Here is a 22916-nt window from a genome sequence, read left to right as displayed (position 1 = left end):
CTTGAACTTGTGTTGAGTAGCTGCACGACTTGCGTTGAGCCGCTACGATTAGACCAATTTCGCACTGCGAAATTTAATTCCACATCTTGACACGGAGGGTTATTTTGAAGCACGAGCCTTGTCAACGAGCATGACAAGGGCAGGACAAGGATCGGCATGAAGCGCGCCAGCAAGAAGGTAGCGACCGATCGCAATTTCGTCGTCGCGCTTTCCCGCGGACTGGACGTCCTGCGCGCATTTCAACCCAATGACGGGCTGCTCGGCAATCAGGAGATTGCCGCCCGCACCAAGTTGCCGAAGCCAACCATTTCCCGGCTGACCTACACGCTGACCAAGCTGGGATACCTTACACCTGTACCGAAATTCGAGAAGTATCAGCTCGCGCCGTCGGCGATGGCGCTGGGCTATGCCGCGCTCGCCAATCTCGGCGTTCGGCATTTGTCCGAACCCTATCGAGAAGAAGTGATGCGCGCGACCGGCGGCGCCGTCGCCGTCGGTGGCCGTGACCGTCACAGCATGATCTATTTCGGCCAGAGCCGGAACGGCCTGGCGCTCGGCGTGCAGCTCGACGTCGGCTCGCGCGTGCCGATCGCGACCACCGCGATGGGACGTGCCTATATTTGGGCATTGCCACCCGAGGAGCGCGCAGCTTTATTACGCGAGCTGCGGGATCACTATGGCAGCCGCTGGGCCAAGATGCGCGACGGCATCGAACGTTCCGGCGAGACGGTGGCGAAGCACGGCTTCACCATGTCGACCGGCGACTGGCAGAACGACGTCGCCGCGGTCGGCGTTGCATTGAGATTGAACGACGGAACCGGTCCTTACGCCTTCAATTGCGGCGCGCCGGCATTCCGCTTCACGGAAGATAGATTGCTCAACGACATTGGACCTCGTCTTGTCGCGATGGTAAGGAACATCGAGCAGGCGCTCGGTGGAATGGCGCCGCAATCCAAAAAAGAAGAACGCAAAAAGACCAGAGTAGGAGGGAAAGTTGCACGTTTGGCCGAGGGGATCAGATAGCCTCCATCACGTCCAGCGAAACGCATCGCAGGGCCGCTCGCACCGCTCGAAGACGGCGGGCGAGACGAGATGACGCAGGCACAGCTCGCGCAGGGGAATGATCCTCTGCTCGCGGTTCGCGACGTCAGCGTCGTGTTCGGCGGCATCATCGCACTGAATGGCGTGTCGTTCGACATGCGCCATGGACAGATCCTCGGACTGATCGGGCCGAATGGCGCCGGCAAGACGACGCTGTTCAATTGCCTGTCACGGCTCTACCAGCCGTCGTCCGGCGACATCCTGATGGAAGGCAAGAGCATCCTGTCGCGGCCGCCGCACCGGATCGCCGAGATCGGCATCGGCCGCACCTTCCAGAACGTCGCGCTGTTTCCCAATCTGTCCGTGATCGACAATGTCCGCGTCGGCGCCCATGCGCGCACCTCGAGCGACATCGTCAGCGACTCGCTGCGCCTCGCCTGGGTCCGCCGCGGCGAGAGTGACATGAACAAGAAGGTGCACGACATCCTCGGCTATCTCGATCTCGAGGACGTCGCCCACACCGTGGTCTCGGGACTTCCGTTCGGCACCCAGAAGCGCGTCGAACTGGCGCGCGCTTTGGCCGCAGATCCGAAGATCCTGCTGCTCGACGAGCCGGCCGGCGGCCTCAATCACGAGGAAGTCTACGTGCTCGGCGATTTGATCCGCAAAATCCGCGATGACCGTAAAATTACGGTGCTGCTGGTCGAGCATCACATGGGACTCGTGATGTCGATCGCCGACCACGTCGTCGCGCTCAATTTCGGCCGCAAGCTGGCCGAAGGCACGCCGGCCCAGGTCCAGGCCGACCCCGACGTCATCAAGGCCTATCTGGGGAGCAAGGACCAATGACAGCGATGCTCAACGTCAAGGACCTGCGCGCCTATTACGGCCAGGTCCAGGCCCTGCACGGCCTCAGCTTTTCCCTCAACGAGGGCTCGCTGACCACGCTGCTCGGCGCCAACGGCGCCGGCAAGACCACCACGCTGCGGGCGATCTGCAACATGGTGCGCTCGACCGGCGCGATCGAGTTCGAGGGCAAGCCGATCGGCACGCGCTCGACCGAGAACGTGGTCCGGCTCGGCATCGCCCATGTGCCGCAGGGCCGCGGCACCTTCACCAACATGACGGTGGAGGAAAACCTGCAGCTCGGCGCCATCAGCCGCTCCGACAAGGGCGCCATCGGCTCCGACATCGAGCGGATGTACGAGCATTTCCCGGTGCTGAAGCAGCGCTACACCCAGCAGGCCGGCACGCTGTCCGGCGGCGAGCAGCAGATGCTCGCGGTGGCGCGCGCGCTGATGCTGCGGCCGCGCCTGATGCTGCTCGACGAGCCGTCATTCGGCCTCGCACCGCTGATCGTGCGCGACCTGTTCCGCATCCTCGGCAAGATCAATCGCGAGGAAAAGGTGACCATCCTGGTGGTCGAGCAGAATGCGCAGCTCGCGCTAGAGCTCGCCGACCAGGCCTATGTGATCGAAACCGGACGGATCGTGATGTCGGGCAATGCCAAGGACATCGCGAACAACGAAGACGTCCGCAAATCCTATCTCGGCTACTGAGGGAGCTGGCACAATGGAGCTTTTTGCCAACCAGGTCCTGGCCGGCATCGCCACGGGCGCGATCTACGCCTGCATGGCGCTCGCGGTCGTGATGATCTACCAGGCCATCGACCATCTGAATTTCGCCCAGGGCGAAATGGCGATGTTCTCGACCTTCGTGTCCTGGCAGCTGATGCAATGGGGCGTGCCGTATTGGGGCGCCTTCGTGCTCACCGTCGCCTTCTCGTTCGCCGCCGGCATCGTCATCGAGCGACTGCTGTTCAAGCCGCTGGCCAAGGCACCGATCCTGACCAACGTCGCCGGCTTCATCGCGCTGTATGCGATCATCAACTCGGTCGCCGGCCTGATCTGGGACTTCACGATCAAGCAATATCCGACGCCGTTCGGCTCCTCGCCGTTCCTCGGCAGCCAGCTGATCTCGACCCACCAGGCCGGCATGATCGGCATCACGCTCTTGATGCTGCTGCTGCTGTTCTTCTTCTTCCGCTTCACCCGGGTCGGTCTTGCAATGCGCGCGGCCGCCTCGCTGCCTGAATCGGCCCGCCTCGTCGGCATCAACACCTCGTGGATGATCGCGCTCGGCTGGGGCATGGCGTCGGCGATCGGCTCGATCGCCGGCATGATGATCGCGCCCGTGGTGTTCCTCGAGCCGAACATGATGCTCGGCGTGTTGATCTACGGATTTGCCGCAGCCGTGCTCGGCGGCCTGAGCTCGCCGTTCGGCGCTGTGATGGGCGGCTTCCTGGTCGGCATCTTCGAGAACCTGGTCGGCACCTACATCCCCGGCGTCGGCAATGAGCTGAAACTTCCGATCGCGCTTGCGCTGATCATTGTCGTCCTGGTCGTGAAACCGGCAGGCCTGTTCGGCCGCGCCATCGTCAAGCGAGTTTGATCATGAGCGCCGCTGAAGAAGTCGAAGTCGTCACCGAGGGCCAGGCCGTCGAGGCCGTGCCCAAGCGCGCCATGACGCTGGGTTATGGCACCTCGCTCGTCGTGCTCGCCGCGCTGGTCCTGATCCCGCTGTTCGTGAAGAACTTCATCATCTTCCAGATGACGATGCTTCTGATCTACGGCCTTGCGGTGCTGGCGCTCAACATCCTGACCGGCGGAAGCGGCCAGTTCTCGCTCGGCCAGAGCGCGTTCTACGCCGTCGGCGCCTACACCTCGGCGATCCTGATGGAGCATGCGGGCATGAACTATGCCCTCACGCTGCCGATCGCCGGCATCGTCTGCTTCGGCTTCGGCTTCCTGTTCGGCCAGCCGGCGCTGCGGCTCTCCGGCGTCTATCTGGCGCTCGCGACCTTCGCGCTCGCGACCGCGATGCCGCAGCTGCTCAAGCTCGGCTATTTCGAGCACTGGACCGGCGGCGTGCAGGGCCTCGTCGTCACCAAGCCGGACGCGCCGTTCGGCCTGCCGCTGTCGCAGGACATGTGGCTGTACTACTTCACCCTGGTGGTCACGATCGCGATCTATGTCGCCTCGGTGAACCTGCTGCGCTCGCGCTCCGGCCGTGCCTTCATGGCGATCCGCGACAACGAGATCGCGGCGTCCGCGATGGGTGTCGACGTCGCGCTGTACAAGACGCTGGCGTTCGGCGTCTCGGCCGGCATCACCGGCGTTGCCGGCGGTCTCGGCGCCATCGCGGTGCAGTTCGTGGCGCCCGACGGCTACACGATCCAGCTCGCGATCTCGCTGTTCCTCGGCATGGTGGTCGGCGGCGTCGGCTGGCTGCCCGGCTCGATCGTCGGCTCCGCCTTCATCATCTTCGTGCCGAACATCGCGGAAGGCATCTCCAAGGGCCTTTCCGGCGCGGTGTTCGGCGTGCTGCTGTTCCTCGTCATCTTCCTCGTGCCGCACGGCGCCAGGCAGGTTGCGATCGTTGCCCAGCAACTGGCCGCAAAGCTCAAGAAGAACTAAGGGCATGATCCGGAAAAGTGCGAAGCGGTTTTCCGAAAGAGATCATGCTCAAACCAGTTAAGAGCCTATAGAACCAAACCAGGAGACATTATGCTTTCTACCGTTCGGATCGCCGCGATTTCCGCGGCGATCACAGCTGTTGCCGTGACGTCCACCGCCGCATTCGCCCAGAAGAAATACGACACCGGCGCAAGCGATACCGAGATCAAGGTCGGCAACATCATCCCCTATTCGGGACCAGCCTCCGCCTACGGCGTGATCGGCAAGACCGAAGAAGCCTATTTCAAGATGATCAACGACCGCGGCGGCATCAACGGCCGCAAGGTCAATTTCGTCAGCTATGACGACGCCTATTCGCCGCCCAAGGCAGTCGAGCAGGTGCGCAAGCTGGTCGAGAGCGACGAAGTGCTGCTGGTCTTCAACCCGCTCGGCACGCCGTCCAACACCGCGATCCAGAAATACCTGAACTCCAAGAAGATCCCGCAGCTGTTCGTCGCCACCGGCGCCACCAAGTGGAACGATCCGAAGAACTTCCCGTGGACGATGGGCTGGCAGCCGAGCTACCAGAGCGAAGCCCAGATCTACGCCAAATGGCTGATGAAGGAGAAGCCCGACGCGAAGGTCGCGATCCTCTATCAGAACGACGACTTCGGCAAAGACTACCTCAAGGGCACCAAGGACGGTTTCGGCGCCAAGGCCGCCACGAGCATCATCATGGAGGAGAGCTACGAGATCTCCGAGCCGTCGATCGACAGCCACATCGTCAAGATCAAGGCCGCCAATCCGGACGTGCTGTTGATCTACACGACGCCGAAATTCGGCGCCCAGACCATCAAGAAGACCGCCGAGCTCGGCTGGAAGCCGCTGCAGATCATCACCAACGTGTCGGCCTCGGTCGGCAGCGTGATGCAGCCGGCCGGCTTCGACAACTCCCAGGGCGTGCTATCGGCAGCCTATGCCAAGGACGGTGCCGATCCGCAGTGGGCCAACGATCCGAACATGAAGAAGTGGGCCGAGTTTCTCGACAAGTACATGCCGGGCGCCGACAAGACCGACGGCGGCTACGTCTACGGCTATGGCGCCGCGCAGACGCTCGCCAAGGTGCTGGAAATGTGCGGCGACGATCTCACCCGCGCCAACGTCATGAAGCAGGCGGCGAGCCTGAAGGACTTCACGCCCGACACCCTGCTGCCAGGCGTCAAGATCAACACCTCGGCCACCGACTTCGCCCCGATCGCCCAGCTGCAAATGCAGCGCTTCAAGGGCCAGAAGTGGGAGCTGTTCGGTGACATCATTTCCGGCGATGTCCCCTCGCAGTGACGTTGCACTGCGGGAATAAAACAACAGCCTCCGCGATACCAGTCGCGGGGGCTTTTTGTTGACGCCCCGCGCCGATGGTATTGAATACCCGAAACGAAGAACCCGAGGTGGGGAAACCATGACTTCCGCACGTCCGTCCCTGACGGCGCTGTTGTCCGCATTCGCTCTGATCCTGACGAGCTGCAATGTCGCGCTGGCGCAGAAGAAGTACGACACCGGGGCCAGCGACACCGAGATCAAGATCGGCAACACCGCGCCTTACAGCGGCCCCGCCTCCGCCTATGGCGTGATCGGCAGGACCGAGGCGGCCTACTTCAAGATGATCAACGAGTCCGGCGGCATCCACGGCCGCAAGATCACGTTCATCAGCTATGACGACGGCTACTCGCCGGCCAAGACCGTGGAGCAAACCCGCAAGCTGGTCGAGGACGACGAGGTCCTGCTGGTGTTCGGCTCGATCGGCACCTCAACCAACGCTGCGATCCGAAAGTACATGAACGAGAAGCAGGTGCCGCAGCTGTTCATCGGTTCCGGCGGCTCCAAGTGGAACGACCCCAACAACTATCCATGGACCATGGGCTGGCAGCCGTCCTACCAGGACGAGGCGCGGGTCTACGCAAAATACATCATGAAGCACAAGCCCGACGCCAAGGTTGCCGTGCTCTACCAGAATGACGACTACGGCAAGGACTACCTCAAGGGCCTGAAGGACGCCTTCGGCGACAAGGCGTCGATGATCGTCGCCGAGGAGGCCTATGAAACCTCCGAACCCGCGATCGACAATCACATCGTCAAGCTGAAAGCCGCCGGCGCCGATACGTTCATCAGCGTCACGTCACCGAAATTTGCCGCACAGGCGATCAAGAAGGCCGCCGAAATCGCCTGGACGCCGCTGCAGATCGTCGCCAACGTCTCGGCCTCGGTCGGCGGCGTGATGCAGCCGGCCGGCTTCGAAAATTCGCAAGGCATCCTGTCGGCGTCCTATCTCAAGGACGGCGCCGATCCGCAATGGACTCAGGATCCCGGCATGCAGAAATTCCTCGCCTTCCTCAAGAAGGATTATCCCGACGCCAACAAGCTCGACGGCGCCACCTCCTACGGTTACGCCGCCGCACAAACCATGGTGCACGTGCTGGAGATGTGCGGCGACGACCTCACCCGCGCCAACATCATGAAGCAGGCCGCGAACCTGAAGGACTATGTCCCCGACACGCTGCTGCCCGGCATCAGCATCAACACCTCGGCGACCGACTTCGCACCGATCAAGCAATTGCGCTTGATGCGCTTCAAGGGCGAGAAGTGGGAGCTGTTCGGCGACATCATTTCGAGCAATCTGAGCAACTGATCTTCGCGGACTGCCGTCGGCATCCGCGCGCTCAACTCAACAGCGTCGCCAGCACTCACCGCAATCTCCGCGGTTGACTCGGGCAGATCGGCGAGCGCGACTAAAGACGCAGCCCCTTCGGCCATGCCGCGGGGGCTTTTCGTTGAGACGCCCCAGGTAAGATGATAGCTTTTGCTGACAACAATGAGCCCTCGAAACAGGGGGCCGCGACACATCATCTGCCATCAGGGAGAGAAACCGCATGTCTGCAACACGACATCTGGCGGCAATTGCCGTGGCGCTCGCGCTCGTCTCCGCATCCTGCAGCGCGGCGCTTGCCCAGAAGAAGTACGACACCGGCGCCAGCGACACCGAAATCAAGATCGGCAACATCATGCCCTATAGCGGAGCGGCTTCCGCCTATGGCGTGATCGGCAAGACCGAGGACGCCTATTTCCGCAAGATCAACGCCGAAGGCGGCATCAACGGCCGCAAGATCACCTTCATCAGCTACGACGACGCCTACACGCCGCCGAAGACCGTCGAGCAGGCGCGCAAGCTGGTCGAGAGCGACGAGGTGCTGCTGATCTTCAATTCGCTGGGCACGCCGCCAAACTCGGCGATCCAGAAATACATGAACCAGAAGAAGGTGCCGCAACTGTTCGTCGCCACCGGCGCCACCAAGTGGAATGATCCGAAGGAGTTTCCCTGGACCATGGGCTGGCAGCCCAACTACCAGAGCGAGTCGATCATCTATGCGAAGTACATCCTGAAGAACAAGCCGGACGCGAAGATCGCGGTGCTCTACCAGAACGACGACTACGGCAAGGACTACCTGAAGGGATTCAAGGACGGGCTCGGCAGCAAGGCGGCGTCGATGATCGTCGCCGAGGACAGCTACGAGGTGACGGAGCCGACCATCGATTCCCACATCGTCAGGCTCAAGGCCACCGGCGCCGACGTGTTCTTCAACATCACCACGCCGAAATTCGCGGCGCAGGCGATCAAGAAGAACAATGAGCTCGGCTGGCATCCGCTGCACTTCCTCAACAACGTCTCGTCCTCGATCGGCAGCGTGATCAAGCCGGCGGGCTTCGAGGCCGCCCAAGGCATCATCTCGTCGCAATATTTGAAGGATCCGACCGATCCGCAGTGGAAGACCGACAAGGGAATGATCGCCTGGAACGAATTCCTGGATAAGTACTACCCCGACGCAAACCGCGCCGACGCGTCCGTGATGTACGCCTACACCGTCGCGCAGGGCCTCGAGCATGTGCTGCGGGCGTGCGGCGACAATCTGACGCGCGAGAACATCATGAAGCAGGCCGCCAGCATCCGCGACCTCGAGCTCGACGGGTTGCTGCCGGGCATCAAGGTCAATACCTCGGCGACCGATTTCGCGCCGCTTTCGCAACTGCAACTGATGCGCTTCAAGGGCGAGACCTGGGACCGCTTTGGCGACATCCTGAGCGGCGACGTCGGCGGTTAACCCTCAAATTGCCGACTAAAGACGCGGCCCCTGCGGCGTTGTCGCAGGGGCTTTTCATTGAGACGGGCCGCCTGAAATGGTAATCATTGCAGTCAAATAACAGAGCCCTCGAAACAAGGGGCCGCGACACATTCGTCTGACAACAGGGAGAGAGACATCAATGTCCGCTACCACAAGACTTGCGGTCCTCGGGGCCGCGCTAGCGCTCGTCGCGACATCCGGCAGCGCTGCGCTGGCCCAGAAGAAATACGACACCGGCGCCACCGACACCGAGATCAAGATCGGCAACATCATGCCCTACAGCGGCCCCGCCTCCGCCTACGGCATCATCGGCCGCACCGAGGCCGCCTATTTCAAGAAGATCAACGACGCCGGCGGCATCAACGGCCGCAAGATCAACTTCATCTCCTACGATGACGCCTACTCGCCGCCCAAGGCCGTCGAGCAGGCCCGCAAGCTGGTCGAAAGCGACGAGGTGCTGCTGATCTTCAACTCGCTCGGCACGCCGTCGAACTCGGCGATCCAGAAGTACATGAACTCCAAGAAGGTGCCGCAGCTGTTCGTCGCGACCGGCGCCACCAAGTGGAACGATCCGAAGGACTTTCCCTGGACCATGGGCTGGCAGCCCAACTACCAGAGCGAGACCCAGATCTACGCCAAGTACATCCTGAAGAACATGCCGAACGCCAAGATCGCGGTGCTTTACCAGAACGACGATTACGGCAAGGACTATCTGAAGGGCCTGAAGGACGGCCTCGGCCAGAAGGCCGCCAGCATGATCGTCGCCGAGGAGAGCTTCGAGACCTCCCAGCCGACCATCGACAGCAACATCGTCAAGCTGAAGGCGAGCAACGCCGACGTCTTCATCGACATCGCGACGCCGAAATTCGCGGCGCAGGCGATCAAGAAGGTCGCCGAGATCGGCTGGAAGCCGACCCACTTCCTCAACAACGTGTCGGCCTCGGTCGGCAGCGTGATCAAACCGGCCGGCTTCGAGAACGCGCAGGACATCATCTCCGCCGCCTATCTGAAGGATGCCTCCGACAAGCAATGGGACAACGATCCCGGCATGAAGGAATTCTACGCCTTCATGGCCAAGGACTTCCCCGAGGGCGACAAGCTCGACGGCGGCACCGTGGTCGGTTTCGGCGTGGCGCAGACGCTGGTCCAGGTGCTCAAGCAGTGCGGCGACAACCTGACCCGCGAGAACATCATGAAGCAGGCGGCGAGCCTGCAGGATTTCCGCACCGAAGTGCTGCTGCCCGGCATCAAGATCAATACCGCCGCGAACGATTTCGCCCCGATCAGCCAGTTGCAGCTGATGAAATTCAAGGGCGAGAAATGGGAACTGTTCGGCGAGGTCATCAGCGCAGACGTCGGCGGCTGATTGTCGCGCCGACGGTCGACTGACAACGGCCCCCTGCGATACCGTCGCGGGGGGCTTTTTCATTGGCCTTTTCATTGACCATGGCGGCGGCTCGCCGGCCGGCCCCGCGCGATGCCTGCTTACGCTTTGCCTGGCAATGCGCTAGGAAACCCGGCAAGAAACCGTCGCCCGTGCGGCGGCAACAACAAGGAGTTTTCGGGAGATGCCGAAGCCGATCCGCCACCGTGTCGCAACCGCCCTGCTTGGCCTTGCCGTCGCCGCCGCGACCGGACATGCCGCCTGGGCGCAGAAGAAATACGACACCGGTGCGAGCGACACCGAGATCAAGATCGGCAATATCGTGCCCTATAGCGGCCCGGCGTCGGCCTATGGCGTGGTCGGCAAGGCGATGACCGCGGTGTTCAAGAAGGTCAACGACGACGGCGGCATCAACGGCCGCAAGATCAATTTCATCTCCTATGACGATGCCTATTCGCCGCCGAAGGCGGTCGAGCAGGCGCGCAAGCTGGTCGAGAGCGACGAGGTGCTGTTCCTGTTCGGCACGCTCGGCACCGCCTCCAACACCGCGATTCAGAAATATCTCAACGCCAAGAAGGTGCCGCAGCTGTTCGTCGCGACCGGCGCGACCAAGTGGAACGATCCGAAGGCGTTTCCGTGGACCATGGGCTGGCTGCCGAGCTACCAGAGCGAGTCGCGTATCTACGCGAAATACCTGCTCAAGGAGAAGCCCACCGCCAAGGTCGCGGTGCTCTACCAGAACGACGACATGGGCAAGGATTACCTGAAAGGCCTGGAAGACGGCTTCGCCGGCGATCCCGCGCGGATCGCCGCCAAGGAGAGCTACGAGGTTGCCGAACCCACCATCGATTCCCATGTGGTGCGGCTGAAATCCTCCAATCCCGACGTCATCATCTTCTTCACCACGCCGAAATTCGGCGCCCAGGCGATCAAGAAGCTCGGCGAGATGAACTGGAAGCCGGTGACCATCGTCTCCAACGTCTCGGCCTCCACCGCAACCGTGATGCGCCCGGCCGGGCTCGACAATGCGCAGGGCGTGATCTCGGCGGCCTACGCCAAGGACGCCAGCGATCCGCAGTGGAAGGACGACGCCGGCATGAAGGCGTTTGCCGAGCTGCTCGCCAAGTACATGCCCGACACCAACCGCGTCGATGCCTCGGCGATGACCGGCTACAACATGGCGACCACCATGGTCGAGGTGCTGCGCCGCTGCGGCGACGACCTCACCCGCGCCAATGTGATGAAGCAGGCGGCGAGCCTGAAGCAGTTTGCGCAGGGCGGCCTGCTGCCCGGCGTGACGCTCTCGACCGGTCCGAACGACTTCCAGCCGATCGAGCAGCTGCAGCTGATGCAGTTCAAGGACGAGCGCTGGCAATTGTTCGGCGACGTCATCAGCGGCGAAATTGGCGGCAACTGACCGCGGAACGAAAGCACAGCCATGACCGACCGTCGTCCTTTCCTGCGTTCGATCTTCGATGCCGCGGTGGCGGCTGCGCATCCCGATGTGGTGCTGGCATCGCGGCTGCGGCCGGCGCCGAAGGGACGCGTGATCTGCCTCGCCGCCGGCAAGGGCGCCGGCGCCATGGCCGCGGCGGCGGAGCGGCATTATCTCGACACGCTCGGGCTCGAGCCGTCGCGGCTGGTCGGTATCGCCACCACCCGCCACGGCCATGGCGTGCCGACCCGCCGCATCAAGGTGGTCGAGGCTGGCCACCCCGTGCCCGATGAGGCCGGCCTGCGCGCCGCCGACGATACGCTACGGCTGGCGGCCGAAGCCACCCCCGACGATCTGTTGCTGGTGCTGCTGACCGGCGGCGGCTCGGCGAACTGGATCGCACCCGTCGAGGGCGTGAGCTTTGCCCAGAAGCAGCAGGTCAACCGCGCCCTGTTGCGCTCCGGCGCGCCGATCGGCGAGATGAACACCGTCCGCAAGCATCTGTCGCGGATCAAGGGCGGGCGGCTGGCGCGCGCCGGCCAGCACGCCGCCGAGATCGTCACGCTGGCGATCTCGGACGTGCCGCACGACGATCCCTCCGCGATCGCCTCGGGGCCGACGGTGCCGGATCCGACCACGCTGGCGGATGCCCGCGCGCTGGTCGCCAAGTACAATCTCTCCGTCGATGATGCGGTCCGCCGCGCACTCGACGATCCCAGCAATGAGAGCTGCAAGCCCGGCGATCCCGCCTTTGCGCGGGCGACGTTCGAACTGCTGGCAAAACCCAAGGCCTCGATCGACGCCGCGGTGAAGGTCGCGCAGGACTCAGGCTACGAGACCATCGCGCTCGGCGCCGATCTCGAAGGCGAGGCCCGCGAGGTCGCGGCCGAACACGCCCGGCTTGCGCTCAAGGCGCGCAGCGAGGGCAAGCGCGTTGCGATCATTTCGGGCGGCGAACTCACCGTGACCGTGCGCGGCAATGGCCGCGGCGGCCCCAACCAGGAATACGCGCTGGCGCTGGCCGACCTGCTCAAGGACACGCCCGACATCTCTGCGCTCGCCGCCGACACCGACGGCGCCGATGGCGGCGCCGGCAGCGCCACCGACCCCGCAGGCGCGGTGATCGACCAGGCGACGTTCGCGAAGATGAAATCGATCGGCCTCGATCCCAGGGCCTATCTCGAGAACAACGATGCGACGGGCTTCTTCGCACAGACCGGGGATTTGCTGCTGACCGGGCCGACGCTGACCAATGTCAACGACGTCCGGGTGATTTTGGTGGATTGACGCTCCGCCCTCGCCTCGTCATTGCGAGGCGCGCAGCGACGAAGGATCTGTCCGCGCATGCTGCACGATGGATTGCTTCGCTGCGCTCGCAATGACGCGGATGGGTCCCGCTCCGCCGCTCAAAACTCCTGCGCGAGTTTCGCAAGCATCTCCAGCAGCGCGGCATGGTTGGCCGGGCCGAGCACCTCGATCAGCCGCGCCTCGTGCTTGTTGGCGACCAGCTTCTTGGCGCGCGCCAGCACGGCGCGGCCGCGGTCGGTCAGGACCAGGATGTGGGAGCGGCGGTCGTTGGTCGAGCGCATCCGCGCGCAAAGGTCGCGGCTCTCCAGCGCGTCCAGCATGGCGACGAAATTCGGCCTGAGGATGCCGAGCGTATTGGCGATCTCGGTCTGGTTGCGGCCCGGATTCTTGTCGAGCAGCAACAGCACCGAGAACTGCGCCGGCGTCAGTTGCAGCGGCGCGACGCAGCGCAGAAAGTCCTCGAATACCTTGAGCTGCGCGCGTTTCAGCGAATAGCCGAGCAATCCGGACAGTTCGCCCAGTTGCAGCATGCTGTCGTCCCCGGCAGGATCGACCGGTTCCCTGCGCAGGGCGCGCGACGATCTGGCGGCATCGGAGGCGGTTTTTGAAACAGTCATCGCTCCAGGCTCGCAATCCCGGTACAAAAACCCCGCGGGACGCTCGGGGACCTTGAGATTATATTTAATAATTGTTATCGGGTATATCAAATATCGGCTGCTTTCAACAACCGATATCGGCCGACCCGGCCGGCACAGCCGGCTGCGGCGGTCCGACGCTTAAGGGGGAGCGCCCGGCCTTGAACACGACGATCATGCTGTTCCTGCTGCAGGACGGCATCACCAATGGCGCGATCTACGCACTGCTGGGGCTGGCCCTGGTGCTGGTGTTCGCGGTGACGCGGGTGATCCTGATCCCGCAGGGCGAATTCGTGACCTACGGCGCGCTGAGCTACGCCATGCTGGCGACCGGCCAGGTGCCCGGCACGGCGCGGCTTGCGGTCGCGATGGGCCTCGTCGCCTTCGCGCTCGACCTGTTCTTCGCCCGCAAGGCGCTGCACGCGCGGCTGGTGATCCGCTCGGTCGCGCTCAACATCGCCTTTCCCACCGCGCTGCTCGGCCTCGTCTATGCGCTGGTCGGTCCCCACACGCCGATCGCCGTCAACATCGCGCTGGCGCTCCTGATCGTGGCGGCGATCGGGCTGTTCCTCTACCGCATCGCGTTCCAGCCGATCGCGCACACCTCGGTGCTGGTGCTGCTGATCGCCTCGGTCGGCTGCCATCTGGCGCTGCAGGGCCTCGGCCTCGTGTTCTTCGGCGCCGAGGGCCTGCGCGGCCCGGCGCTGTCGAGTGCGGCGGTGACCGCGGGTCCGCTGCGCTTCACCGGCCAGAGCCTTGCGGTCTACGGCCTGACGGTCGGCTTCATCGTCGCGCTGTGGCTGTTCTTCGGCTACACCAAGACCGGCAAGGCGCTGCGCGCCACCGCGGTCAATCGGCTCGGCGCCCGCCTGGTCGGCATCCGCACCACGCTGTCGGGCCAGATCGCATTCCTCCTCGCCTCCGTAATCGGCGCGATCTCCGGCATCCTGATCGTGCCGATCACCACGCTCTATTACGACACCGGCTTCCTGATCGGCCTGAAGGGTTTCATCGCCGCGATCATCGGCGGGCTGGTCAGCTATCCCTTGACCGCGGTCGCGGCCATCGTGGTCGGCATCGTCGAGGCCTTCTCGTCGTTCTACGCCAGCAATTTCAAGGAAGTCATCGTATTCACGCTGATCCTTCCGGTCCTGGTGCTGCGCTCGCTCGCAGCGCCCCAGGTCGAAGAAGAGAAGGATTGAGCGCGATGACGCAGCGGCTTCCTCTCATCATCTTCGCGCTCGTGATGGCGGTGATCCCGCTGCTGCCGGGCGTCCCGCCGTTCTGGATCGTGCTGCTCGACAACATCGGCCTCGCCGCGCTGGTCGCGATGGGCCTCGTGCTGCTCACCGGCGTCGGCGGCCTCACCTCGTTCGGACAGGCCGCGTTCTGCGGCTTCGGCGCTTACACCACCGCGGTGCTGACCACCGCCTACGGCGTCTCGCCGTGGCTGACGCTGCCGGCTTCGTTGCTGGTCAGCGGCATCGCGGCGGTGCTGCTCGGCCTCGTCACGGTGCGGCTGTCGGGCCACTATCTGCCGCTCGGCACCATCGCCTGGGGCATCGGGCTGTTCTACCTGTTCAGCAAGCTGGAATTCCTCGGCCGCAACGACGGCATTTCAGGCATTCCGCCGCTGTCGATCGGCGCGTTCAAGATGCTGAGCCCGGATACGATCTACTACGCGATCTGGGTCGCGGTGCTGCTCTCCGCGCTGCTGACCATGAACCTGCTGGATTCCCGCACCGGGCGCGCCATCCGCGCCTTGCGGCGCGGCCATGTCGCGGCCGAAGCTTTCGGTGTGCAGACACCGCGCGCGAAGCTGCTGGTGTTCATCTATGCCGCGGTGCTGGCCGGCCTGTCCGGCTGGCTCTACGCGCATTTCCAGCGCGCCGCCAACCCGACACCGTTCGGCGCGCAGGCCGGCATCGAGTATCTGTTCATCGCCGTGGTCGGCGGCGCCGGTTACGTCTGGGGCGGCGTGCTCGGCGCCGCCATCGTCGTGATCCTGAAAGAGGTGCTGCAGAGCTACCTGCCCTACATCTTCGGCGGCCAGAGTCAGCTCGAGACCATCGTGTTCGGCATCATGCTGGTGTTGCTGTTGCAGCTGGCGCCGCAGGGCGTCTGGCCCTGGCTGATGTCAAAGCTGCCGTTCAAGCCCACCCGCAAGACGCCGGACACATCGGTGAAGCTGGAACACCGTGAACGCGCACCGGGAACGTCACCGGTGCTGCTGCATATCGAGAAAGCACGAAAACAGTTCGGCGGCGTGCTCGCCGTGAATGACGTCTCGTTCGACGTCAACGCGCGCGAGATCGTCGCGCTGATCGGCCCCAACGGCGCCGGCAAGAGCACGACCTTCAACCTGATCACCGGCGTGCTGTCGGCAACCGGCGGCAAGATCTTCGTTCAGGGCAAGGAGGTCGAGAACGCACCGCCGCAAGAGGTGGTCAAGCTCGGCGTCAGCAGGACGTTCCAGCACGTCAAGCTGGTGCCCGACATGACCGTGCTGGAGAACGTCGCGATCGGCGCGCATCTGCGCGGCAATTCCGGCGCGATCTCGAGCATGCTGCGGCTCGACCGCGCGGACGAGGCCAAGCTGCTGGCGGAAGCCGCGCGGCAGATCGAACGCGTCGGGCTGTCCGACCAGATCGACCAGCTCGCAGGCTCGCTGTCGCTCGGCCAGCAGCGCATCGTCGAGATCGCCCGCGCGCTGTGCGTCGATCCGATGCTGCTGTTGCTCGACGAGCCGGCCGCCGGCCTGCGCCACATGGAGAAGCAGCGGCTTGCCGCGCTGCTTCGGCAATTGCGCGACGGCGGCATGTCGGTGCTGCTGGTCGAGCACGACATGGGATTCGTGATGGATCTCGCCGACCGCATCGTGGTGCTGGATTTCGGCACCAAGATCGCCGAGGGCACGCCGGCCGCGATCAAGCGCAACCCCGACGTGATCAAGGCCTATCTCGGAGCCGCCGCATGAGCGCGCTATTGACGGTGACCGACGTCCACATCGCCTACGGCAAGGTCGAGGCCGTGCGCGGCGTCTCGCTCGACGTCGGAGGCAACGAGATCGTCACCATCATCGGCGCCAATGGTGCCGGCAAGACCACCTTGCTCAACGCCATCATGGGCGTGCTGCCGCTGCGGGGCCGCACCGTCTTTGCCGGCGTCGACATGGCACCGCTGGACATAGAAGATCGCGTCGCCACCGGCCTCAGCCTGGTGCCCGAGCATCGCGAATTGTTCGGCACCATGAATGTCGAGGATAATCTCGAGCTCGGCGCCTTCCGGATCCCGAAGGCGATCGCGGCGACCTCGCTGGAGCGGGTCTACGCGTTGTTTCCGCGGCTCAAGGAGCGGCGCAAGCAGCTCGCCGGCACGCTGTCCGGCGGCGAGCAGCAGATGCTGGCGATGGGCCGCGCGCTGATGGGCGCACCAAAACTCTTGATGCTGGACGAACCGAGCCTCGGCCTCGCCCCGATCATCGTCGCCGACATCTTCCGCATCGTTGGCGAGCTCCGCTCCGCCGGCGTCTCGGTGCTCTTGGTCGAGCAGAACGCCCAGGCCGCACTGCAGATCGCCGATCGCGCCTATGTGATGGAGCTCGGCGAGTTCGTGCTGTCAGGCTCCGCCAAAGACATCGCCGCCAACAAGGGCGTCGCCGCGAGCTATCTCGGCTTCCAGCACGAAGGCGAAAGCGCGATTTGAGGAGCGACACCGTGGGATGGGTAGAGCGCAGCGAAACCCATCGGCTTCGTCTCCAGATCGAGATGGTGGGTTTCGCTTCGCTCTACCCACCCTACGCAATCTCGCGATGAAAAAAGCCGGCCCAGCGGGGCCGGCTTCTTTGTCTTCGCAGGCTGCAATCGGCTCACATCGCCGGGACGTACTTGCCGTCCTTGACGGTCAGCAGGATGCGCGAGCGGTCGTCGAGGCCGTAGCGGTCCTTTTCGGTCCAGTTGTAGACGCCCTGGGATGCGACGATCTCCTTCTCGGAGATGAACGCCTGGCGGATCGCCTCGCGGAATTCCGGCGTGCCGGGCTTGGCGGTCTTCAGCGCGGTCGGGATGATGCGCTTCAGCACCTCGAAGGCGTCGAAGGAATGGCCGGCGAACTGGCTGCGGCTGTTGGCGCCGTACTTGGCTTCATAGGCCGCGTTCAGCGTGAGACCGGGCTTCTTGGTCAGCGCGCTGTCGGCTTGGGTTTCCGGCGACATGATCGGGCCCGCCGACATGATGACGCCTTCCGCCGATGCGCCGGCGATGCGGATGAAGTCCATCGTGGCGGCGCCGTGGGTCTGGTAAATCAGGCCCTTGTAGCCGCGCTCGCGCAGCGCGGTCTGGGGCAGCGCCGCGGCGGTGCCGGAGGCGCCGACCAGGATCGCGTCGGGATTGGCGGCGACGAGCTTCAGCACCTGGCCCGCGACCGAGGTATCCGGACGCGCGAAGCGCTCCTCGTCGGTCATGGTGAGGCCCATCGGTACGGCCTGCGCCTTGAAGTCGTTGACCCAGAGGTCGCCGTAGGAATCCGAATAGCCGATATAGCCGACGGTCTTGATGTTGTGCGCCTTCATGTGCTCGTAGAGCACCTTGCCCATAATCGGAATCGACTGCGGCAGGTCGACCGACCATTTCGCGCGGGCCTCGTTGATCGGGAACGGCGCGAGGCCGAGATGCGGGATGCCGGCCTCGTTGGCGACCGTCGACACCGCGATCGTCGTCGGCGTAATGCAGGAGCCCATGATGATGTCGGCCTTGGACTCGGTGACGAAGCGCCGTGTATTGGTGGTCGCGGCCGTCGGATCGCCGGCGTCGTCGAGCACGATCAGCTTCAGCGGCACGCCGCCGATCTCCTTCGGCACGAAATCGAGCGCGTTGCGCTCAGGGATGCCGAGCGCCGCGGCGGGGCCGGTGGTCGAGATCGAGATGCCGATGGTGATTTCATTGGTCTGCGCCAGAGCAGGCGCGCCCGGCAGCGCGAAAACAGCTGCGAGCGCCGCTGCGGCGAGAGTGGCCTTCCTCATTCATTCCTCCCTGCGGATATGTTTTTTGGGTTTAAACCAGTTTTGCGGGCCAATTCAGCCCCTTCTTTAGAGCATGATCCGGAAAAGTGGAAACCGGTTTTCCCTCGCGACAAGCACGGAACGCGTTTGCGCGGGGTTCATGCTCCAAAAGTCGAATCATGAGGAGACGCGAGACAGCCCTTCACGCACACCTCAGCCGTTCATGAAGCGGTCGATGATCTCCTGCGGAAACGGCGCCGATTTCAGCTTGGCGGGATCGTCCGGGTGACGGCCGACCAGCACCCGCGTCTCGAACGCCTCGATCGCCAGTGCCTCGCCCTTGAACACGCGGTGCACCACCTCGAAGCTCGAGCGCTTGATACTCTCGATCCGGCTCTCGATGGTAATCCAGTCGCCATGGGTCGACGGAATGTGGAATTTCGCCCGCGTGTCGACCATGGGAATGCCGACCAGGCCGTATTTGTGGACGAGGTCCTGCTTCGAACAGCCGGCCGCCTCGAACATGATCGAGGTCGAGTCGTCGAACATCGCGAAGTAGCGCGGGTAATAGACGATGTTGGCGGGGTCGCAATCGCCCCATTGGATCTGCACGTCACGCCGGTTGACGAACATGGTTTATCCTCGATTGAGCATGGGCGATCCGGAGGCGCGCGTCATGCGCCTCCGGATCATGCGTCAGCGCGGCGCCATCCGGAGCGCGGCATCGAGCCGCACCACTTCGCCGTTCAGATAGGGATTGTCGATCATGTGCAGCGCCAGCGAGGCGAACTCGTCGGCCTGACCGAGCCGGCGCGGGAACGGGATCGCGGCGGCGAGCGAATCCTGCGCTTCCTGCGGCAGGCCGGCCAGCAAGGGCGTCATGAACAGGCCGGGCGCGATGGTCAGCACGCGGATGCCGAATTGCGCGAGCTCACGCGCGATCGGCAGGGTCATCGCGACGATGCCGCCCTTCGAGGCCGAATAGGCCGCTTGCCCGATCTGGCCGTCATAGGCCGCGACCGAGGCGGTCGAGATCACGACGCCGCGTTCGCCGGTCGCGAGCGGCTCGAGCTTCGACATGTCAGATGTCGCAAGCCGCAGCATGTTGAACGAGCCGAGCAGATTGACCCTGATCACCTTGTCGAAGTCGGCGAGCGCCATCGGCCCGTCGCGGCCGATCACGCGTTTTGCCACCCCGATGCCGGCGCAGTTCACCAGCACGCGCGCCGGGCCATGCGCCTTGGCGGCGGCAGCGACCGCGGCTTCGGCGGCCGCTGCATCAGCGACGTCGCAGACCACGGCAATGCCGCCGATCTCGGCCGCAACGCTCTCGGCGAGCTTGGCGTTGAGGTCGCAGACCGCGACCCTGGCGCCCTGCGCGGCAAGCCGGCGCGCGGTCGCAGCGCCCAATCCCGATGCGCCGCCGGTGACGATGGCGGCCTGGTCCTTCAACTGCATGACATTCTCCTCTTCAATACTCAGACTGACGTGATGACCGATGCCGGGGGCACCGGCGCATAGAGCGCTTCGATGATGTCGGTGCGATGCTCCAGCACCGCACGCTGGTTGATCGAGCCCTTGTCGGTGACCTCGCCTCGATCGATCGACAGCGGAGTGTCGAGCAGGATCGCCCGCGCGATCCGGTTCGACGAGCCGGTGGCACTGGCAAGGACGCGCGCGAAACGTTCGCGGAAGGCAGCGCGCACCACGGGATCATTGGCCGCGGCGGCGATGTCGCCAGCGGCAAGCTGCGGATTGATCAGGCGGCAGCCGTCGAGATCGAGGATCACGATCGCCGCGAGCTCGTCGCGGTTGAGGCCCGCGATCACGACGTCGCGCACCAGCGGCGCACAGGTGCCGACAAAACGCGCCCGCAACGGTCCGACGCTGACCCAGGTGCCGCTCGCCAGCTTGAAATCCTCGGCGATGCGGCCATCGAAATCGAAGCCGGCATCGAGATCGCTCGCGTTGGCGGGCTTCAGCGCGTCGCCGAACTTGTAGAAGCCTTCCTCGTCGAACGCTTTCGCGGTCAGCTCCGGCTGCCGCCAGTAGCCGGGCGTCACGTTCGGGCCCTTGGCGCGTACCTCGAGCTTACCGTTGTTCGGGACGAGCTTCGCATCATTGCCCGACACCGGAAGCCCGACATGGCCGGAGCGGCTGGTATCGGGGCGCACCGACATGAAGAACGGCGAGGTCTCGGTGGCGCCGAGCCCGGTCAGCATCGGCACGCGATAACCCTTTTCCTGCACGGCAAGCGCATCGAGGCTGTTCCAGATGAACGGCGACAGCGCGGCGCCGGAAAAGAACATCGCATGCAGCCGGTGGAAGAATTTTGCCCGCAAGGCCGCGTCGTCGCGCAGATAGGGCAGCAGCGCTTCATAGCCCTTGGGCACGTTGAAATAGACCGTCGGCGAGACCTCGCGCAGGTTTCGCACGGTCTCCTCGATGCCGCCGGGCATCGGCTTGCCCTCGTCGAGATACATCGAGCCGCCGTTGAACAGCGTCAGCCCGACATTGTGGTTGCCGCCGAACGTGTGATTCCACGGCAGCCAGTCGACGATGACGGGCGGCTCGTCCTTCAGGAACGCCAGCGTCTCGCGCAGCATCACTTGGTTGGCGCAGATCATGCGCTGGGTGTTGATGACGGCCTTGGGATTGCCGGTCGAGCCCGATGTCAGCAGGAATTTCGCGATGGTGTCGGGACCAACGGCCGCATGGATCGCGTCGAGGCCCCCGTCTTCCTGTGTCGCCATGAGATCGGCGAGCCGCGTCACCTCGCGACCGGGCACGGCGCCACGGCTTGCCGCGATCTCGACATCGGGTCCGACATTGGCGCGCAACGCATCGGCGAATTTGTCGGCGTCGTCGACGAAGACGAGGCCCGGCGTCAGCAGCTTGATGACGAAGCTGAGCTTGCCGTAGTCGCGCGACACCAGCGAATAGGCCGGCGACACGGGGCAGAACGGAATGCCGGCATAGAGCGCGCCGAGTGCGATCAGCGCGTGATCGATCGAATTGCCCGACAGAATCACGATCGGCCGCTCGGCCGACAATCCGCGCGCGATCAGCGCCGAGGCGATGCGCCGCGTGGTCTCGCGCAGTTGCGCGTAGGTGATCTGGCGCCAGCCGCCGCCGGCGGCACGCTCGGCCATGAACACGCGGTTCGGCTCGGCTTGCGCCCAGTGATGCAGCCGGTCGGTGAGGCGAACGGGATAGTCGGCGAGCTTGAGCTTGGGACGAAGGTAGATGGTGCCGTCATCGCGGCGCTCGACGGTGACGTCGGGGTTGCCGAACGAGATCGGGCGCAGCGGAGGTGTGCTCGCAGTGGACGGAGACGGCGTGGCGCTCATGTCGGCTTCACCTTGGCGGTCTTGCGATCCAGGAAGGCGCGGATCCGCTTCTTGGCTTCCTTGTCGCTCTGCGCCACCGTCGCCATCAGCGATTCCATCAGGAGGCCGGTCTGCGGATTGGCCTCGGCGATCATCGGCAGCGCCTGCAACACCGCGAAATTGGTCAGCGGCGCGTTGGCAGCGACGCGCTCGGCGAGCTCCAGCGCCTTGGGCAAGGCGCCGTCGGCCTCGGTGAGATATTGCGAGAAGCCGTAAGCGGCGCCTTCGGTCGCCGAGTAGACCCGGCCGGTCAGCATCATGTCGGCCATCCGCGGCACACCGATCAGGCGCGGCAGCCGCACCGATCCACCGCCGCCGACGAAAATGCCGCGCTGGCCCTCGGGCAGCGCGAAATAGGCCGACGGCTCGGCAACCCGGATATGTGCCGCGCAGGCCAACTCCAGCCCGCCGCCGATGACAGCGCCCTTCAGCGCGGCGATCACGGGCACGCGGCAATACTGGATGCGGTCGAACACGCGGTGCCACATTTGGGAATGCACCAGCCCCTCGGTGGCGTCGCGCTCGGTCAACTCGGAGAGATCGAGGCCGGACGAGAAATGATCGCCGATGCCGTGGATGACGACCGCGCCGATTTCTTCCGGGATGGCAGAAAAGCAATCCCGCAGCGCCAGGATGATGCCGTCGTTCAGCGCATTGCGCTTGGCGGGCCGGTTCAGCCCGACCGTCAGCACGGCCCCTCGCGTCTCGAGCCTGAGCAGCGAGGCGTCACCCGCGTCGGCAGCGTTTCCCATGGCGTTATTGTTTCCTAGTTAGAATAGTTATATTTTATAACTATCATCGCAGGAGTCAATATGGGTTCATGATCGTCGTCCTGGCGAAAGCCGGACCCATAACCACCGCATGTGGTGGCGAACGGGATCGTGGCCCCGGCGTCGTCCAACAATTGAGATTTGGGGTAATGGGTCCTGGCTTTCGCCAGGACGACGATGAGGATGGTCTCGATTCAAGATGCCGCACAACGCGGTGTCATCACCCGCGAAGTGTTTAGACCGGACAGATCACGGACAGGTGTTCGGGGACATAGCTGACACATCACAATTGGCTGGATTGGTCGATTCGGGAGGCCGTCCATGC

20 protein-coding genes are annotated in these 22916 nt (G+C 64.1%); 14 read left to right on the top strand and 6 right to left on the bottom strand.

What is annotated here, in order from left to right:
- The first annotated feature begins 156 nt into the window (after positions 1-156).
- From FBZ93_RS23185 to FBZ93_RS23135, 11 genes are all read left to right on the top strand, one after another.
- Positions 157-1023, top strand: coding sequence for an IclR family transcriptional regulator (locus FBZ93_RS23185; protein WP_074131934.1), 867 nt, complete (start codon positions 157-159; stop codon positions 1021-1023).
- A 69-nt stretch (positions 1024-1092) separates the two neighbouring features.
- Positions 1093-1890, top strand: coding sequence for an ABC transporter ATP-binding protein (locus FBZ93_RS23180; protein ID WP_050406254.1), 798 nt, complete (start codon positions 1093-1095; stop codon positions 1888-1890).
- Entirely contained in the window at positions 1887-2600 is a 714-nt protein-coding gene (locus FBZ93_RS23175; protein ID WP_050426335.1) for an ABC transporter ATP-binding protein, read from the top strand. The genes FBZ93_RS23180 and FBZ93_RS23175 overlap by 4 nt, the downstream gene beginning before the upstream one ends.
- 13 nt (positions 2601-2613) lie before the next feature.
- Positions 2614-3492, top strand: a complete 879-nt coding sequence (locus FBZ93_RS23170) for a branched-chain amino acid ABC transporter permease (protein WP_024581729.1) — start codon at positions 2614-2616, stop codon at positions 3490-3492.
- 2 nt (positions 3493-3494) lie between these two features.
- A complete protein-coding gene (locus FBZ93_RS23165; RefSeq protein ID WP_146988813.1) occupies positions 3495-4517 on the top strand; it encodes a branched-chain amino acid ABC transporter permease in 1023 nt (340 codons plus the stop codon).
- A gap of 90 nt (positions 4518-4607) precedes the next feature.
- Positions 4608-5837 (top strand): ABC transporter substrate-binding protein, encoded by a 1230-nt coding sequence (locus tag FBZ93_RS23160; RefSeq protein ID WP_146988811.1) that lies wholly within the window; start codon positions 4608-4610, stop codon positions 5835-5837.
- Positions 5838-5955: 118 nt separating this feature from the next.
- The gene (locus FBZ93_RS23155; protein ID WP_146988809.1) at positions 5956-7182 is read left to right on the top strand and encodes an ABC transporter substrate-binding protein; all 1227 of its coding nucleotides are present in this window, start codon (positions 5956-5958) and stop codon (positions 7180-7182) included.
- A 241-nt stretch (positions 7183-7423) separates the two neighbouring features.
- A complete protein-coding gene (locus FBZ93_RS23150) occupies positions 7424-8650 on the top strand; it encodes an ABC transporter substrate-binding protein (protein ID WP_146988807.1) in 1227 nt (408 codons plus the stop codon).
- Positions 8651-8810: 160 nt separating this feature from the next.
- Entirely contained in the window at positions 8811-10037 is a 1227-nt protein-coding gene (locus tag FBZ93_RS23145) for an ABC transporter substrate-binding protein (protein ID WP_050426330.1), read from the top strand.
- A gap of 202 nt (positions 10038-10239) precedes the next feature.
- Positions 10240-11472: an ABC transporter substrate-binding protein gene (locus FBZ93_RS23140; RefSeq protein WP_146988805.1), complete on the top strand. Its 1233-nt coding sequence runs from the start codon at positions 10240-10242 to the stop codon at positions 11470-11472.
- A gap of 21 nt (positions 11473-11493) precedes the next feature.
- Positions 11494-12777: a glycerate kinase type-2 family protein gene (locus tag FBZ93_RS23135; protein ID WP_146988803.1), complete on the top strand. Its 1284-nt coding sequence runs from the start codon at positions 11494-11496 to the stop codon at positions 12775-12777.
- A gap of 119 nt (positions 12778-12896) precedes the next feature.
- Here the strand turns inward: FBZ93_RS23135 and FBZ93_RS23130 are convergent, their stop codons facing one another.
- The gene (locus tag FBZ93_RS23130; protein WP_050425473.1) at positions 12897-13415 is read right to left on the bottom strand and encodes a MarR family winged helix-turn-helix transcriptional regulator; all 519 of its coding nucleotides are present in this window, start codon (positions 13413-13415) and stop codon (positions 12897-12899) included.
- A 179-nt stretch (positions 13416-13594) separates the two neighbouring features.
- On the opposite strand from FBZ93_RS23130, the gene FBZ93_RS23125 reads away from it, so the two are divergent.
- Genes FBZ93_RS23125 through FBZ93_RS23115 form a run of 3 tightly spaced genes read left to right on the top strand, consistent with a single transcriptional unit; the run spans position 13595 to position 17138 of the window.
- Entirely contained in the window at positions 13595-14635 is a 1041-nt protein-coding gene (locus FBZ93_RS23125) for a branched-chain amino acid ABC transporter permease (protein ID WP_167529179.1), read from the top strand.
- A 5-nt stretch (positions 14636-14640) separates the two neighbouring features.
- Complete coding sequence (locus tag FBZ93_RS23120; protein ID WP_146988801.1) at positions 14641-16410, top strand: branched-chain amino acid ABC transporter ATP-binding protein/permease; 1770 nt, start codon at positions 14641-14643, stop codon at positions 16408-16410.
- Positions 16407-17138 carry an ABC transporter ATP-binding protein gene (locus tag FBZ93_RS23115; RefSeq protein WP_146988799.1) on the top strand — a complete coding sequence of 244 codons (732 nt, stop codon included), beginning with the start codon at positions 16407-16409 and terminating at the stop codon, positions 17136-17138. Before FBZ93_RS23120 ends, FBZ93_RS23115 begins: the two co-directional genes overlap by 4 nt.
- Positions 17139-17301: 163 nt before the next feature.
- Here the strand turns inward: FBZ93_RS23115 and FBZ93_RS23110 are convergent, their stop codons facing one another.
- From FBZ93_RS23110 to FBZ93_RS23090, 5 genes are all read right to left on the bottom strand, one after another.
- Positions 17302-18453 carry an ABC transporter substrate-binding protein gene (locus tag FBZ93_RS23110; protein ID WP_050425478.1) on the bottom strand — a complete coding sequence of 384 codons (1152 nt, stop codon included), beginning with the start codon at positions 18451-18453 and terminating at the stop codon, positions 17302-17304.
- 192 nt (positions 18454-18645) lie between these two features.
- Positions 18646-19065: an acyl-CoA thioesterase gene (locus tag FBZ93_RS23105; protein WP_146988797.1), complete on the bottom strand. Its 420-nt coding sequence runs from the start codon at positions 19063-19065 to the stop codon at positions 18646-18648.
- 63 nt (positions 19066-19128) lie between these two features.
- Entirely contained in the window at positions 19129-19890 is a 762-nt protein-coding gene (locus FBZ93_RS23100; protein WP_146988795.1) for an SDR family NAD(P)-dependent oxidoreductase, read from the bottom strand.
- A 20-nt stretch (positions 19891-19910) separates the two neighbouring features.
- The gene (locus tag FBZ93_RS23095) at positions 19911-21782 is read right to left on the bottom strand and encodes a feruloyl-CoA synthase (protein WP_146988793.1); all 1872 of its coding nucleotides are present in this window, start codon (positions 21780-21782) and stop codon (positions 19911-19913) included.
- Entirely contained in the window at positions 21779-22573 is a 795-nt protein-coding gene (locus FBZ93_RS23090) for a crotonase/enoyl-CoA hydratase family protein (protein WP_146988791.1), read from the bottom strand. Before FBZ93_RS23090 ends, FBZ93_RS23095 begins: the two co-directional genes overlap by 4 nt.
- Between the last annotated feature and the right edge of the window lie 343 nt (positions 22574-22916).

The organism is Bradyrhizobium macuxiense (genome assembly GCF_007993935.1).
GTDB classification, from domain to species: Bacteria; Pseudomonadota; Alphaproteobacteria; order Rhizobiales; family Xanthobacteraceae; genus Bradyrhizobium; species Bradyrhizobium macuxiense_A.
This window is presented reverse-complemented; position numbering and strand designations above follow the sequence as displayed.